General features: G+C 64.6%; 10 protein-coding genes. All 10 read right to left on the bottom strand.

The annotated features are described in order from the left end of the window. Nucleotides 1-313 precede the first annotated feature (313 nt). Nucleotides 314-1324 carry a phosphate ABC transporter substrate-binding protein PstS gene (pstS, locus tag CWS35_RS08640; protein WP_100951644.1) on the bottom strand — a complete coding sequence of 337 codons (1011 nt, stop codon included), beginning with the start codon at nucleotides 1322-1324 and terminating at the stop codon, nucleotides 314-316. 181 nt (nucleotides 1325-1505) lie between these two features. Beyond that, entirely contained in the window at nucleotides 1506-2438 is a 933-nt protein-coding gene (locus CWS35_RS08635; RefSeq protein ID WP_245439029.1) for a tripartite tricarboxylate transporter substrate-binding protein, read from the bottom strand. A 176-nt stretch (nucleotides 2439-2614) separates the two neighbouring features. Continuing rightward, nucleotides 2615-3697, bottom strand: a complete 1083-nt coding sequence (gene rsgA / locus CWS35_RS08630) for a ribosome small subunit-dependent GTPase A (RefSeq protein ID WP_100951642.1) — start codon at nucleotides 3695-3697, stop codon at nucleotides 2615-2617. 328 nt (nucleotides 3698-4025) lie between these two features. Further along, entirely contained in the window at nucleotides 4026-5357 is a 1332-nt protein-coding gene (locus CWS35_RS08625) for an MFS transporter (RefSeq protein ID WP_024578678.1), read from the bottom strand. 43 nt (nucleotides 5358-5400) lie between these two features. After that, a complete protein-coding gene (locus tag CWS35_RS08620; protein ID WP_100956150.1) occupies nucleotides 5401-6501 on the bottom strand; it encodes a nitronate monooxygenase family protein in 1101 nt (366 codons plus the stop codon). Nucleotides 6502-6812: 311 nt separating this feature from the next. After that, a complete protein-coding gene (locus CWS35_RS08615; protein ID WP_024578676.1) occupies nucleotides 6813-8369 on the bottom strand; it encodes a porin in 1557 nt (518 codons plus the stop codon). A gap of 184 nt (nucleotides 8370-8553) precedes the next feature. Continuing rightward, entirely contained in the window at nucleotides 8554-9240 is a 687-nt protein-coding gene (locus CWS35_RS08610; protein ID WP_024578675.1) for a TetR/AcrR family transcriptional regulator, read from the bottom strand. A 124-nt stretch (nucleotides 9241-9364) separates the two neighbouring features. Further along, nucleotides 9365-11629 carry an arylsulfatase gene (locus CWS35_RS08605; protein WP_100951641.1) on the bottom strand — a complete coding sequence of 755 codons (2265 nt, stop codon included), beginning with the start codon at nucleotides 11627-11629 and terminating at the stop codon, nucleotides 9365-9367. After that, nucleotides 11626-12552 carry a formylglycine-generating enzyme family protein gene (locus CWS35_RS08600; protein ID WP_245438914.1) on the bottom strand — a complete coding sequence of 309 codons (927 nt, stop codon included), beginning with the start codon at nucleotides 12550-12552 and terminating at the stop codon, nucleotides 11626-11628. The genes CWS35_RS08605 and CWS35_RS08600 overlap by 4 nt, the downstream gene beginning before the upstream one ends. Nucleotides 12553-12623: 71 nt before the next feature. Beyond that, on the bottom strand, nucleotides 12624-14888 hold the full coding sequence (locus CWS35_RS08595; RefSeq protein WP_100951639.1) for an arylsulfatase: 2265 nt from the start codon (nucleotides 14886-14888) through the stop codon (nucleotides 12624-12626). Nucleotides 14889-14890: the final 2 nt, after the last annotated feature.

The following is a 14890-nucleotide window of genomic DNA, read 5'->3' as shown; positions in this document are numbered from 1 at the left end:
CTGCGGCGCCCCTGGGCCGGGAGACCGGCGCGGGTGCCGCTTTGCTGGTATCGATCATCGTTTGCTCTATATGTTCAATTGCACATATAGGCGCGAGAACAAGCTATTCAAGAAGCGATCGAAGCGGCCGGAATTATTCGAGAATCCCCTTCTAATCAATATATTAGGCCAGACGCAGATCACTTTCCTGGTCGGCACCGGCACCCCCTCCCGGCATCACCCGACCGGAGACAGAGCCCGCTGAGCCCCAAACGAAAAAGCCGGCGTCAATTGACGCCGGCTTCAGCCATCGCGCGATCTCGCGAAGAGAGAGTTAGCTCTTCACGTCGGCAGCCCAGGTCTTCTCGATCTGCTTCACGACGCTGTCCGGCATCGGGATGTAGTCGAGTTCCTCGGCGCTCTTGGCGCCCTTCTCGAAGGCATACTTGAAGAACTTGAGCGCTTCCTTCGAGGCCGCCTTGTCGGTCGCATCCTTGTGCAACAGGATGAAGGTCGAAGCCACGATCGGCCAGGACTTGTCGCCGGGCTGGTCGGTCAGGATCAGGTAGTAGCCGGGCGCGTTGGTCCAGTCCGCGTTCGAGGCCGCAGCCTGGAAGGCTTCGTTGGTCGGCTGGATGGTCTTGCCGGTCTTGTTGATCAAGGCCGTGTAGGTCAGCTTGTTCTGCTTGGCGTAGGCATACTCGACGTAACCGATCGAGTTCTTGGCCTGCGCGATATTGCCGGCAACGCCTTCGTTGCCCTTGGCGCCGACGCCGACCGGCCATTCCACCGCGGTGCCGGAGCCGACCTTGCTCTTCCAGTCCGGGCTGACCTTGCTCAGATAGTCGGTGAAGTTGAAGGTCGTTCCCGAACCGTCGGCGCGGTGCACGACCGAGATCGCCTCCGACGGCAGCTTGGCCTTCGGGTTGAGCTTCTTGATCGCCGCGTCATCCCATTTGGTGATCTTGCCGAGGAAGATGTTGGCGAGCGTCGGGCCATCGAGGACGAGATCGCCGGCCTTCACGCCGTCGAGGTTCACCACCGGAACGATCGCACCCATGATCATCGGCCACTGCGCAAGGCCGTCCTTCTGAAGCTGGTCGGACTTCAGCGGAGCATCGGTCGCGCCGAAGGTCACGGTGTTGGCCTCGATCTGCTTGATGCCGGCACCCGAACCGATCGACTGGTAGTTCACGCTGCTGCCCGCGTCCTTCTTGTAGGCATCGGCCCACTTCGAGAGGACGGGGAAGATAAAGGTCGAGCCGGCGCCGGTGATGTCGGCTGCGAAGCTGGGCGTAGCCATGGCCACCATGCCGGCAGCCACGATCGTCTTGACGAATTTCATGCTGATCTCCGTGGAAACGCGAGTGGTCTCGCGTGCTCAATGCTCTCGTTAGCAGTCGCAACGTTTTTTCGAACGCCGGTGACGATGGGATGACAGCAGCGGCTAACCTTCGGCCTACATCGAAAGTCCGAAAACGGCAGGGTTTCTGCCATTTTCTATCGCGAGAGCGTGATGCAGGAACCTATTCCGCCTTGATGTTGGCCGACTTGACGATCGGCCACCATTTTTCGACCTCGGCAGCCTGATGATCGCGCAGCGCAGCCGAGCCCTGTTTGTCCGGCGGCGGAATCTCCTGCCCGAGCTCGGCAAAACGTTGCCGGACCACAGGCTCGGCGAGCGCAGCCATCACCGCCTTCGACAGTGTCGACACGATCTCGGCGGGCGTGCCCTTCGGGGCCCAGATGCCGTGCCAATAGGCAATGTAGAGACCGGGCAGTCCGGCTTCATCGACCGTCGGAATCTCCGGCGCCGATGCGAGACGCGAGGATTGAGTCACTGCAAACGCCTTCACGGTTCCGCTCTTCACCTGAGGCAGCGAGTTCGATGCCTGATCGAACATGATGTCGATATGCCCGGCCATCAGATCGTTCAGCGCGGGGCCGGCGCCGCGATACGGCACGAAGGAGAAGTCGGTGCCCGTGAGCTGCTGGAAGAACACGCCGGCGACATGCGCACCCGAACCGGGACCCGCGGTGCCCGACGTCGCCTTGCCGCCATTGGCCTTGAGCCAGGCAATCAGCCCCTTCAGATTCTGCGCCGGCAGATCAGGTCGGCCGATCACGAGCTGCGGGCCGCTCGCGATCAGCGCAACCGGCGCGAATTCGCGTACGTCATATTGCAACTGATAGATCGCGCCGTTGAGGCAATGCGTGCCCCAATGCCCGATGGTGATCGTGGAGCCATCCGGCGCCGCGCGCGAAGCGCGCAGCCCCGCGACCGTACCCGAGGCGCCCGTGACATTCTCGACAATGACGGGGTGACCGAGCGTGCCGCGCATATACTCGGCGAGGATCCGCGCCAGCACGTCGGTTGGCCCACCGGCCGCGAACGGCACGATCAACGTGACCGGACGCGCGATGGTTTCCGCATCTGCACCCGGCGATGCAAATGGCAGCGTCGCCGCGCCGAACGCGAGTTGCAGGAATGGCCGCCGAGAGATGCCGGGCAATGTGCGTTCCCCCATATGTCGTCATCGGGCCGCCGCTGCGCAGCGGCCCCATGACGGGTTGCACGATCGATAGCATCATTCGGCGAGCGCGAATATCCGCTCGGGCCGCCGAACGATCCCGGTCACGGATCCCTGTTCTTGTTCTTCAGGCTGGCGCGATAGGCCTTGTTGCGGACGATCCATCGGCGTTTCTCGGCGGCGCGCGCAACACGATCATCCTTGCGGTCCAGATGCGCCAGCTCGCGTTGCAGCTTCTGGAAGCTACGCCAGCGATCCGGGTCGAGTTGCCCCGACTCCAACGCCGCGCGCACCGCGCAACCAGGCTCGTTGCCGTGGCCGCAATCGCTGAACCGGCAATCGCGCTCCAGCGCCTCGATGTCGTCGAAGGCTGTGCCCAACCCCTCCTCGGCATCGATCAGCCCGAGCTCGCGCATGCCGGGCGTATCGAGGATCAGCGCGCCGCCAGGCAGCCGTACCAGTTCGCGATGCGTGGTGGTGTGGCGGCCGCGTGCGTCGTCCTCGCGGATCCCGGCGGTTGCCATCAGCTCGGCGCCGGCAAAGGCATTGACCAGCGTCGATTTGCCGGCACCGGAGGAGCCGACCAGCACGCAGGTCTCGCCGGGCCGAAGCTGCGCCGCGAGTTGGGCCATGCCGGCGCCGGTCATGGCGGACACCGCGAGCACCGGCGCGCCAAATGCCACGGCCTCGGCCGCCGCCACGACTTCATCCGGGCGATCGCACAGATCGGCCTTGGTCAGGACGATCACCGGCCGCGCACCGCTCTGCCAGGCGGTTGCCAGATAACGTTCGAGCCGCCGGACATTGAAGTCGGCGTTCATGGAGGCGACGAGCAAGGCCATGTCGATATTCGCCGCGACCACCTGCACCGTCTGCACGGTGTCGGCGGCCTTGCGAACGAACGCGGTTCGGCGCGGCAGCAGGGCCTGGATGGTGGCCGAGCCCTCCTCCGGGCGAGCCGCGGCGGCAACCCAGTCGCCGACGACCGGAAGGTCGCCGTCGCGGCCACCTTCCTGGACTTCGTGAACCAGACGTCCGGCGAGTTGCGCCCGCAGTTCGCCGTGGGCGGTAACGAGCGTATAGAGGCCGCGCTGCTGGACGACGACGCGTCCCGGCACGTAGCCTTGCGCCTCATAGGGCGCGAAGGCCTGACCGTCGCGGTCAGACCAGCCATAGAGATTGATCAAGGGAGAGATCCTTCAGGTCGGAATTGGCGTGTTTCGCCGCCGACATGAAGGCCGCGCCATCAAGCGCGCACAGGCCTAGTCGGCGACGCCTCGAAGGGCGACGCGAGCAAGATCTGTCATTTTGCGGGCCCTCCTGGTTCGCCGATCCGCTGGGATCAGTGGGAATCGATCGGGCAGCATGTGCCCGGCAATCATGTCAAAGCCGTGGCAATCGTCCTTCCCTGCTAAAGCAGATGAGATGAGGTTGAATCGTCATCTCATCTCGCTTTAGCTTCCTGTTTGCGCATGATCTTTTCGGAAAACCGCTTCGCACTTTTCCGGATCATGCCTAGCTTCGCGTTTCGCCCGCGGCCAGGCCCATCATGCGGCCGTCGCCTTGCAGGTCTGCCGGCGACGCCGAGCCCTCGGCGAGCTTCCGGAACCTGCGAATGTCGGCTTCCGGATTGATCAGGATCAAGCCGATCAACGCGCTGATGATGACGATCATGCCTGCGATCAGAAAGCCGACGCGAAAGCCGTCGACCGCGGTTCCGCTGGCGTCGATGATGCGGCCCATGACGATCGGTGCCGTCGGACCGGCGAGCGTGGTCACCGCGGTGCCGATGGCAAGCATGGCGCCGCGCTGCCGGCCCGGCACGATCTCGGCGGTGACGACGGGAGCCAGCACGAAGATGGCCGAGCCGACCGAGAAGGCAATCGCCGTGCAGGCGATCGACATCACCGGATCCGAGGAGCGCGACAGCAGCACGGTGGCGATGCCGGCGATGGCGCAGCAGATGACCGCGACGACGCCGAACGACAAGCGGGCCGAGAACCCGCGCTGCCGCAGCCGTCCCGCGATCATGCTGATTGTCGGGGTAAACACGATCTGGACCAGCGACGGCAGCGTGACGATCCATCCCACCGCCCATGGCGAGAATCCTGCGCCCCTTTCGAGATAGGCCGGCAGCCACACGATGCCGAGCGTCAGCATCCAGTAGGCGCTGAAGCCGACGATGGTCTGGCCAACGAAGGTGCGGCACGTCAGCAGCGTGCCGTAACCGACATGCGCATGATCGCCGCCGCCATAGGCTTCGTTCGAGGTCAAGGAACCTTCGGCACCGACGACGAGCCAGACCAGGCACCAGACGAGACCTGCCAGGCCGAGCGCGCCGAACGCCATGTGCCACGAATAGTGCACGATGATGTAGCTGACCACGGGCGCGACGACACCGACGCCGACCGCCCCGCCGAGCGCAATGATGCTGGTCGGAAGCGCGCGCTTCGCACTGGGAAACCATTTGTAGACTGCATGGACGGCGACAGGATAGGCCGGCCCCTCGCCGGCTCCGAGCACGATGCGGTTGGCAAACAGCATCGCGAGTCCCGTGGAAACCATCATCGGCAACTGGCATATCGCCCAAACCAGGCCCATCGCCAGCAGCACCCATTTGGTGCTGATGCGGTTGACCACGAAGCCGACCAGCACCGCACCGATGGAGAAGAACGCGAAGAAGCTGGTTCCGATCAGCCCGAATTCGGCATGGGTGAGGCCGAGCTCCTTCATGATCGACTCCGCGGACAGGCCGAGCACGGCCTTGTCGGCGAAGTTGATCAGCATGAACAGGAACATCATCAGGACGATGATCCACCCCTTCCTTCCAGTCTCTTGCGCGTTCATGAACTCCTCCGGCTCTGTTCTTTTTTGCTTTGGTGGCGCGCGATCACTCGCGGAATCGGGCTCCTGTCGCGAGCCGCCGCAACGCGGCGTCTGTTTCGCCGACGAGCTTCTGCATGGTGTCCGCGACCGTCGTGAGCTTGTCGAAGTAGCCGACGCTCTGGCCGGCCGGGACGTGGACCAGCGGCTCGATGTCGTGCTCGTCGATGGCGCCGAGCAGATCTCCGACCAGGATGTCCTGGTAGGGCATGCGCAGCGGCTTGGGCGCATCCGGCGCGCTCCATTCGTCGCTCCAGGCACTGCGGATCTGGCGCAAGGTCTTGCCACTGTCCGCACGGCTGATGACGGCATCCTCGCTGCGCGCCGCAAGTACCTTCTTCAGCGCGGTCGGCGCCAGCGCATGCTCCTTGGTTGCGAGCCAGGCGGTGCCGAGCCAAACGCCCTCGGCGCCCATCGCAAGCGCGGCCGCGATGTGCCGGCCGGTGGCGACGCCTCCGGCAGCCACCACCGGGACGCCGCCGGCGATGTCGACGACCTGCGGCACCAGCGAGAACGTGCCGATCGATCCGGTATGGGCGCCGGCGTCGTAGCCCTGCGCGACCAGCACGTCGATCCCGCTGTCGAGCGCGCCCTTGGCATGGCGCGGCGAACCGATCAGTGCAACGGTCAGCTTGCCGCGTGCCTTCGCTTCAGCGACGGCCGCCGGCGGCGCACCGATCCCGCACGCGAACAGATTGACGTCGGAGCCAAGCACGGCCTCGATCTGCTGCTCGGCCATCTCGACCGAACGCACGAAGCGCGAGCGCATGCCGGCCTTGGTGGCCGGCGGCACCCCATACTGCTGATAGAGCCCGGCGACGAAACGGCGATGGGCCTCGGGCAACTCGCGCTCGATCGCTTCGCGGTCGTCGCGCGGCGGCATCCCGTTCGGCAGCACCAGATCGACCCCGAATGGCCGGTCGCCGACCAGCTTGCGCAGCCGCTTGAGGCGTTCGCGAATTTCCTCGGGCGTGTCGCGGGTCGCGCCGTAGATGCCGATGCCGCCGGCATTGCTGACCGCCGCCACGGCATCAATGGAATGGGCAAAGCCGAAGATCGGATACGCGACACCGAGGCGACGCGACAATGATGTCGCTAGGGAGCTCATCCGCGAATCCTTCGTGCATTTCCCATCATCGGTTCCTCCCTGGCTTGTCGGCGCAGCCACATCGCTCGCGTCGTGACGCGCCAGGCATTCAAGTCCGCCGGTCTCCCGCGCGACGCGCCGGAAGCCGTCGCTACAGAAATCGTCATTGCCCGCCGGCATTTCCGCATGCCGGCAGTGCGATCGTGGAAGGCGCTCAGGCCCGGGAAACGGCAGGCCCGCATGGCGAAGCGCAACGGGGCCAAGCCGTGGATCGCGCGATGGTCGGCAACCAGGCTTTCGGACGACCGCTCCGTACGCTTCCAGATCATGCTCTACATGTTCCGCTGAGCCCGAAGCAGCAGCAGAAACGTGTCCTGATTCTTGAGCTCATATGTTGCAAGCGGCTTGCCGAGCGCTCCGCTCGACATCACCGCCGTCCCGGCATAGTTCTGATCGAGATGGGTGTAGGTCAGATCAGCCGAGAACGTCAGGTTCTTCACCGGCGTCCAGCGCGTGATGGTGCCCAACTGCGTGAGGGAGAAATCCGGGTTGCAGCTTGTCACGCCGGCACCGAACGTTGCCTGAAACGAGCCGATCCCCGCGCCACCGCCGCAGATCAGGGTTTTGGCCGCAGCGTTGTACGAGACCTTCGCATACGCACCGTACACCGCCGTGTTCCAATCCTCGTTCCAGTTGTGGGTGTAGGCTCCGTTGAGGCCCCACGTCTGGATGAGTTGCTGCTGGGTGCCGTTTGCGAAGATGGTGTCGGGCGCCATGCCGAGACCTACGCTCTGGTAAGCCCCTGGCAGGCTCGAGCCGCCATACACCGTGTTGGCGGTCGAGAAGGCGGAGAGATCCTGGATGTTGTAGCGCGTGGCGCCGTCGGTATAGACGGCCTGAAGGTTGATCGTGTCGCCGGGTCCGGTCGGGATGTTCTTGATCGACAGCGCCAGTTGAGCGGCCCAGCCCCATTTGTCGTCCGGATGGCCCGCCAATTCGGTGCCACCGTTGGGCAAGCCGGCGCCGCCGTAATACGCGACATTGTTATCGTGCGCCGCGGCCGAAGCCTGAAACAGGCCCCAGGCCTGATCGACGCGGAACATCGCCACGATATCGGGAACGGTCGTTCCGGCGTAATCGCTGACGCCGTACGCGCCGCCTGCGCTGAGATTGTTGACGCCGGCCTGATAATATGCGGTCGGATCCTGCGCGGAAATCGTCGCCGCAACTCCCTGACCGAAGTCGGCAGTATACGAGAACTGGTTGACGCCGGTGACGGTGCCGCCACCGCCGACAAGTCCGTCAAAGTTGTTGCCGGGGTAGTTGATCCAGGGCGCACTGAACTGCGAAACCGCCCGGCCGATCGTAAAGCCTGCGAACTGGATGAACGCGTTGTAGAGCGCGAATCCTCCGGCCGCCACGTTGCCCGTGGTCGCATTGTTCGGCGCCGGCACCGTGCCGATCGCGGAATAGATCGTCGAGCCCGGCGCAGCCGGGTTGGCGGTGTAGCTGCTGCCCATCCAGACGAAGACCGACTCCATGTAGGTCCGCACCGTGCCGTACTCGGTTTCGGTGCGGGTATCGATCCGGACGTTCGAGGTCGTCTTGGTGGTGTAGCCGTTGGTGAATCGATTGTTCGCGCCGGCCGGCCCGCCGGTGTTGCCGACATTGTCGGTGTTGCTGTTCACCAGCATGTCGGCACGAATGAAGCCTCCCAGCTTGATGCAGGTATCGGTGCCGGGGATGTAGTAGAAACCTGGACCATAGGCGGAGCAGATTTTCACATACTGAATGGCCTTGGCCTTGACGGGCAGATCTGCCGCCTGAGCGGCGCCGGCCACGGCGATCACCGCGGCCGATGAAAGCAACAGGCTTCCAACGAACTTCATCATTCCCCCCTTGGTGTTTTTTCTTCGAATTGTAGAACGTCACAAATCACGTCATGCCGCGTATCCGAGTAAGCACCTTTCTTCCGACTGCCACGGTTGACTTCAGTCGACCCGACACGCCGGCGATTGAGTGAAGATGTCTCCGGTTCACCGCGATCGGCAGATCCCGTGCGGCGGTGCCGGATCACTCCTCGCGACGCACGACCTTGCTCGGCATGCGCAAACTCGGATGCTGCACGCGACCGGCTTCGCTTGGGCGAACGGACATCGCGGCAACGCCGTAATCGACGAGACCGACGATGAGAGTCTGGATGTTTTCGCGCGTCTGGCGCGACCGCGGCGTCCGATATGTCCAGCGCGCCAGCGCATGGACGATACTGTCGCCGAACCAGCGACGACGCGCGGACAGAATCACGCGCGGGATGTCCGGCAGGCTTTTCTCCACCAGCCGCCTGAAACGGCGAACCGACGACAGGTTGGCGTCGCTCACGCCGACGTCGCCGAGCAGATGGGGCCGGAACGTGACTTGCGCGAGAATTTTCACGTAGTCCGCGCCCCAGGGCTCGTCGACCACGACCAGCGCAAGCGCTGCGACATGCGCCTCCATCAGCGCCCACAGCTCGCCCTCGGAGCCTTCGATCTCGTCGAGCAGGCGATGACGGGTTTGGTTGATGTGCGCGAGCCTGCGGTCCAGTACCGCGGCAACCACCGCCTCGCGCGTTCCGAAATGATAGTGCAGGGCAGATCGGTTCTTCTTGCCGCTGACACTGACGATCCGGGTGAGCGCGACCTGCTCGACGCCTTCGGCGGCAAACAGCCGCTCCGCGACGTTCAACAACTCATTGATCGTCTCTGTGCTGTCGACGGCCAAGCTGCATCCTCCCCTGATACGCGATCTAATATCCTATATTAGATCGCAGCGCAACGGCCTTGAGACAGCGACGTGTCGCAAAACCGTATCCTTTCGGCACGCCCAGGCGCGTCCCGCGTCCGCCTCACTGCCTCGCCAGGTCGGCCAGCACATCGGCCCGCGACGCCTGCCTGGCTTCGGCCGACGTCCGCTCCGGAATCTCGATCACGACCTCGCCAAGCTTGCCCTGGAAGACGAACGGCGCCGCGTAGTCGTCGCTGACGGCGACGCCAGGATCGGAACCGAGATTGAAGGAGCCCGTCGAGAAGCGGCGCACCAGGAACGGAATCTCGACGCTGCCGCACGGCTCGCCGCCGATCAGCACCGTGGCGCGACCGACCTTGCCGAGCCGCTCCACGGCGACGCTCACGGTGGTCTTGCCGGTGGGCACCTGCCGGTTCGAGACCAGCTTCAAATGCTGGCCGAACACGTTGTAATCGAAGTGCAAACGGCCCCGCAGCAGGTACAGCGCAAGACCGCCGCGCCCATCGCCGAAGCTGACGACACAGCCGTCCTGATCGGCCGTTTCGCGCTCGATCGCTGCGGTGATCGTGAAACTGCGATTGCCGAGCGCGGGCGCCACCGACATGCGCATCTCGGGGAGTGGCGGCCGGTAGACGTAGCGCGACTGGCTGCGCGGGTCCGCCCATCCGGTGCCCGCGCGCCAGAGCTCGGCGCGGCGATCATCGAGCGGCAAGACACCGTTGCGACCGGCTTCACTCCACCACAGCTCGATCATCTGCCTGAGCTTCTCGGGCTGCTCGCCGGCCAGGTCGCGGCATTCCGAGAAATCCTTGTCGAGGTGATAGAGTTCCCACTTGTCGGATTCGAACGGCGTTTCCGGCTCGTGATAGGCGACGGCCTTCCAGCCGTCGGCCCAGACGCCCCGGTGCCCGAACATCTCGAAATACTGCACCTGTTTGGTGGTCGGCGTTTGCTTTGCCTCCGGCGGGAACGTGTAGGCGAGGCTCGTTCCGTGCATCGGCATCTGCGGCACGCCGTTGACGGTCTGCGGCCTGTCGGCACCGACGAGCTCGAAGATCGTCGGTGCGATGTCGGTGACATGATGAAACTGGTGACGGACGCCGCCCTTCTCGGCCAGCCCCTTCGGCCAGTGGATGATCAGGGGATCGCGGATACCGCCGCCATGGGTGTTCTGCTTGTAGCGCTTGCCCGGCGTGTTGCCGACCTGCGCCCAGCCCCACGGATAGTTGTTGAATCCGTTCGGCGTGCCGATGTCGTCGAGGCGCGCGATGCTCTCCGCGAGATCCTCCAGCCGGCCGTTGAAGTAGCGCGAGTAGTTGACCATGCCGCGCGGTCCACCCTCCTGGCTGGCGCCGTTGTCCGACGTCAGGATGAAGAGCGTGTTGTCGAGCTCGCCGGTTTCACGCAGGTGGTCCATCAACCGGCCGATCTGCGCGTCGGTATGCTCGAGGAAGCCGGCGAAAGCCTCCTGCAACCGCAGCGCCAGTCTTTGCTCATCCGGCGACAGCTCGGCCCACGGCTTGACGCCCGGATTGCGCGGCGCGAGTTCGGTATCCTCGGGAATGATCCCGAGCTGCTTCTGCCGCTGGTACCATTGCTGCCGGACGACGTCCCACCCGGCGTCGAACTTGCCGCGGTACTTGTCGATGTATGGCTTCGGCGCCTGATGCGGCGCGTGGGTCGCGCCGAAGGCGACATAGAGGAAGAACGGCTTGTCGGCGACCGCGGCCTTCTGCGACTTCACGACCTCGATGGCGTTGTCGATCAGGTCCTCCGAGAGGTGGTACCCCTGCTCCGGCGTCTTCGGCGGCGCCACCGAGCGGTTGTCGCTGGTGAGTTCCGGATGCCATTGGTCGGTCTCGCCATCAAGGAAGCCATAGTAGCGGTCGAAGCCACGGGCCAGCGGCCACTGGTCGAATGGACCCGCCGGCGAGGTATGCTCGATCGGCGTCAGGTGCCATTTGCCGATTGCAAACGTCGAATAGCCGGAGGGGCGCAGCACCTCGGCAATGGTCGCCGCGCTCTTCGACACCGTGCCGGTGCAGTTGGGAAAGCCCGTATTCCAGTTGGCGAGGCCGCGCATCCCGACCGAGTGGTGGTTGCATCCGGTCATCAACGCAGCGCGGGTCGGCGAACACAGCGCGGTGGTATGGAAATTGGTGTAGCGCAATCCGCCGGCGGCGAGCTTGTCGATGTTCGGGGTTGCGATCGAGGAGCCGTAGCAGCCGAGGTGGGAGAATCCGAGGTCGTCAAACAGCACGACGACCACGTTCGGCGCATCGGCGCGCGGCCGCGGCCACTCCGGCCAATGCGGCGTCGATTCATGGACGGTACGACCGATCTTGCCCTGAAATGCGGAACTCATTGAAACTCTCCTGTCGGCGACACGCTTGTTTCAGTCGTAAAATCGCGCACGCAGCGGAAGCCGACATGCCCCGTCGTGCTGTCCGCCGTCGAGGCCGACCGCGCCCCGTTGCGATAGCGCCAGCAGTAGGACGGATGGCAGAGATAGCTGCCGCCGCGCATTACGCGATGGGTCCCCTGAACGGGACCGCGCGGATTGACGAGCCCTGCCGCTGCGCCATCCGCAAAGCGGTTGCTGGCGAACCAGTCGCTGCACCACTCCCACGCATTGCCGGCCATGTTGTGCAGGCCGAAGCCGTTCGGCGCGAAGGCATCCGCCGGTGCGAGCCCGTAATATCCGTCGTCCGAATTGTTGCGGCTCGGAAAGGTGCCCTGCCAGACGTTGCAACGGTGCTCGCCATTCGGCGTTTCATCATCGCCCCAGGGAAAGCGCTGGCCTTCAAGGCCGCCGCGCGCGGCCTTCTCCCACTCCGCTTCGGTCGGCAGGCGCTTGCCCGCCCAGGTACAGAAAGCGAGGGCGTCGTGATGCGACACGTGGACCACCGGCAAATCCGATCGCGATGCGAGATCGGAATGCCTTCCTTCGGGATGCCGCCAACTGGCGCCATGGACCTGGCGCCACCAGGGCGCGGCGGCAACGCCACGCGTCTCCTCGAAATCATCGGGCAACAGGCCCGCGAATACAAACGACCAGCCGATCCGTTCCGCGTCGGAGATATATCCGGTCGCGGCGACGAAGCGTTCGAAGCGCGCATTCGTCACCGCGCAACGGTCGATCCGGAACGCATCGACGTCAACCCGGTGTGACGGCCCTTCGCCGTCGGCAGGATTGCCCTCGCGACGGTCGCAGCCATAGGCAAAGCTGCCGGACGGCACCACCGCCATGTCATCGTCGCCTTCGCCCGCAACGCCGGGCGAAGGCATTGCCAGGTCGCAGCCGCGCGACGCCCTCGCCGCGCTGCTGCCTGGACCACAGCACGATGTCGCAGCACCGCTCATTGCCGCGACATCTCCACCTTGGCCTTCACGGCAGCGGCCTCGGCTTCATCCTTCTTCGAGCGATCCGGAAGCTCGATCACCAGCCGGCTGATCTTGCCCTGGAAGACGAACGGCGCCTCGTAGTCGTCACTGACCGCCGAGCCGCCGTCACAGCCCGCATCCATCCCGTTGGACGAGATCATGCGCAGGATTTTCGGGATCTCGACGCTGCCGCAGGCGACGCCGTCGATCGAGACCGTCGCCCTGCCGCGCTCGCCCAGCTTTTCCAGATGGACCGACAGCGTCGACTTGCCGGCCGGGATCGGACGGCTCGAGATCGCCTTGTAGTGATGCGTGAACAGGTTGTAGTCGAACACCAGCCTGTCGCCGAGCACGTAGAACGCCAGGCCGTTATTGCGCGTCCCGAGACCGAAGATGGCGCCCTCCGACGTCGCGGTCGGTCGCTCGACCTCCGCCGTCGCAACGAAGCTGCGATTGCCGAGCGGCGGCGACACCTCGCCGGTCATGTGCGCGACCGGCGGATACAGCACGAACCGGCGCCGGTTGCGCGGCGTGCCCTGTCGCGGCGTCGGCCGCCACAATTCCTCCCTGCGATCGTCCAGCGGCAACGCGCCAAAGCGCCCCGCCTCGGACCACCACAGATTGACCATCTCCTTCAGCTTCGCAGGGTTATCCTTTGCGAGATCCCGGCATTCGGAGAAATCGTTCGCGAGATTGTAGAGTTCCCACCGGTCTTCATCGAACGGCTTGCCGGCGGGATGAAAGGTGACGGCCTTCCAGCCATCGGCCCAGATGCCGCGATGACCGAACATCTCGAAATACTGCGCGCCCTTGCGCGACGGCTCGGCCTTCGCCTGCGCCGGGAAAGTGTAGGCGAGACTGACACCATGGATCGGCATCTGCGCGATGCCGTTGACGTTCTCCGGCGGCGCGACGCCAACGATGTCGAGCACGGTCGGCGTGATGTCGGTGACATGGTGGAACTGGTCGCGGATGCCTCCCTTGTCGGAAATGCCGTTCGGCCAGTGCGCAATCAAGGGATCGCGGATGCCGCCGCCGTGGGTGTTCTGCTTGTAGCGCTTGTTCGGCGTGTTGCCGGCCTGCGCCCATCCCCAGGGATAGTTGGTCTGCGACTTCGGTCCGCCGATGTCGTCCATCCGGGCGCTGATCTCTTCCAGCGTCTCGGGGATGCCGTTGAAGTATTTGAAGGTGTCGATCACGCCAAGCGGTCCGCCCTCCTGACTGGCGCCATTGTCGGACATCAGGAGGATCAGCGTGTTGTCGAGTTCGCCGATGTCCTCCAGGAAGGACACCAGGCGGCCGATCTGCGCATCGGTATGGTCCAGGAAGGCGGCAAACGCCTCCTGCAACTTCAGCGCCAGCTTCTTCTGGGTGTCGGGCAGTTCGTCCCAGGGCGCGACACCCGGGTTGCGCGGTGCAAGCTCGGTATTCGGCGGAATGATGCCGAGCTCCTTCTGGCGCTCGTACCATTGCTGCCGGATCGCATCCCAGCCGGCGTCGAAGCGGCCCTTGTACTTGTCGACGTAGCTCTGCGGCGCCTGATGCGGGGCGTGCGTCGCGCCAAAGGCGAGATAGAGGAAGAACGGCTTCTCGGGGATCGCCGACTTCTGGCTGCGCACCATGGTGATGGCCTGATCGACCAGGTCTTCAGTGAGGTGATAGCCCTGCTCCGGCGAGCGCGGCGCGTTGACCGGATGGTTGTCGCAGTAGAGCTCCGGCGTGAACTGATCGGTCTCGCCTTGCAGAAAGCCGTAATAGCGATCGAACCCGCGCGACAGCGGCCACTGGTCGAACGGTCCCGCGACCGAGGTCTCTTCCATCGGCGTCAAATGCCATTTGCCGACCGCGAAGGTGGAATACCCTCCCGGCCGCAGCATTTCCGCCAGCGTCCCCGCGCTCTTCGCGACGGTGCCGGTGCAGTTCGGGAAGCCGGTGTTCCAGTTGGCGAGGCCGCGCATGCCCACCGAATGATGGTTGCGGCCGGTCAATAGCGACGCCCGTGTCGGCGAGCACAGCGCGGTGGTGTGAAAATTGGTGAAGCGAAGACCGCCCGCCGCGAGCCGGTCGATGTTCGGGGTCTCGATCGAGGAACCGTAGCAGCCGAGATGCGAGAAGCCGAGATCGTCGAACAGCACCACCAGGACGTTCGGCGCACCATCGCGCGGACGCGGATAATCGGGCCACCAGGGCTTCGACTCGGAGACCGTGCGTCCGATCCGGCCCTTGAACTCGTTTGACATCG

It is taken from the genome of Bradyrhizobium sp. SK17 (assembly GCF_002831585.1).
In the GTDB taxonomy this organism is placed as follows: domain Bacteria; phylum Pseudomonadota; class Alphaproteobacteria; order Rhizobiales; family Xanthobacteraceae; genus Bradyrhizobium.
Note: the sequence above shows the minus strand (reverse complement) of the source record. Positions and strands in the feature narration are given on the sequence as shown.

Excerpts from the sequence above, each read along its gene's own strand:
- CWS35_RS08600 (WP_245438914.1), bottom strand. The coding sequence starts at position 12,552 with ATGCCTTCGCCCGGCGTTGCGGGCGAAGGCGACGATGACATGGCGGTG.
- CWS35_RS08595 (WP_100951639.1), bottom strand. The coding sequence starts at position 14,888 with ATGTCAAACGAGTTCAAGGGCCGGATCGGACGCACGGTCTCCGAGTCG.
- CWS35_RS08620 (WP_100956150.1), bottom strand. The coding sequence starts at position 6,501 with ATGAGCTCCCTAGCGACATCATTGTCGCGTCGCCTCGGTGTCGCGTAT.
- CWS35_RS08605 (WP_100951641.1), bottom strand. The coding sequence starts at position 11,629 with ATGAGTTCCGCATTTCAGGGCAAGATCGGTCGTACCGTCCATGAATCG.
- pstS (WP_100951644.1), bottom strand. The coding sequence starts at position 1,324 with ATGAAATTCGTCAAGACGATCGTGGCTGCCGGCATGGTGGCCATGGCT.
- CWS35_RS08615 (WP_024578676.1), bottom strand. The coding sequence starts at position 8,369 with ATGAAGTTCGTTGGAAGCCTGTTGCTTTCATCGGCCGCGGTGATCGCC.
- CWS35_RS08625 (WP_024578678.1), bottom strand. The coding sequence starts at position 5,357 with ATGAACGCGCAAGAGACTGGAAGGAAGGGGTGGATCATCGTCCTGATG.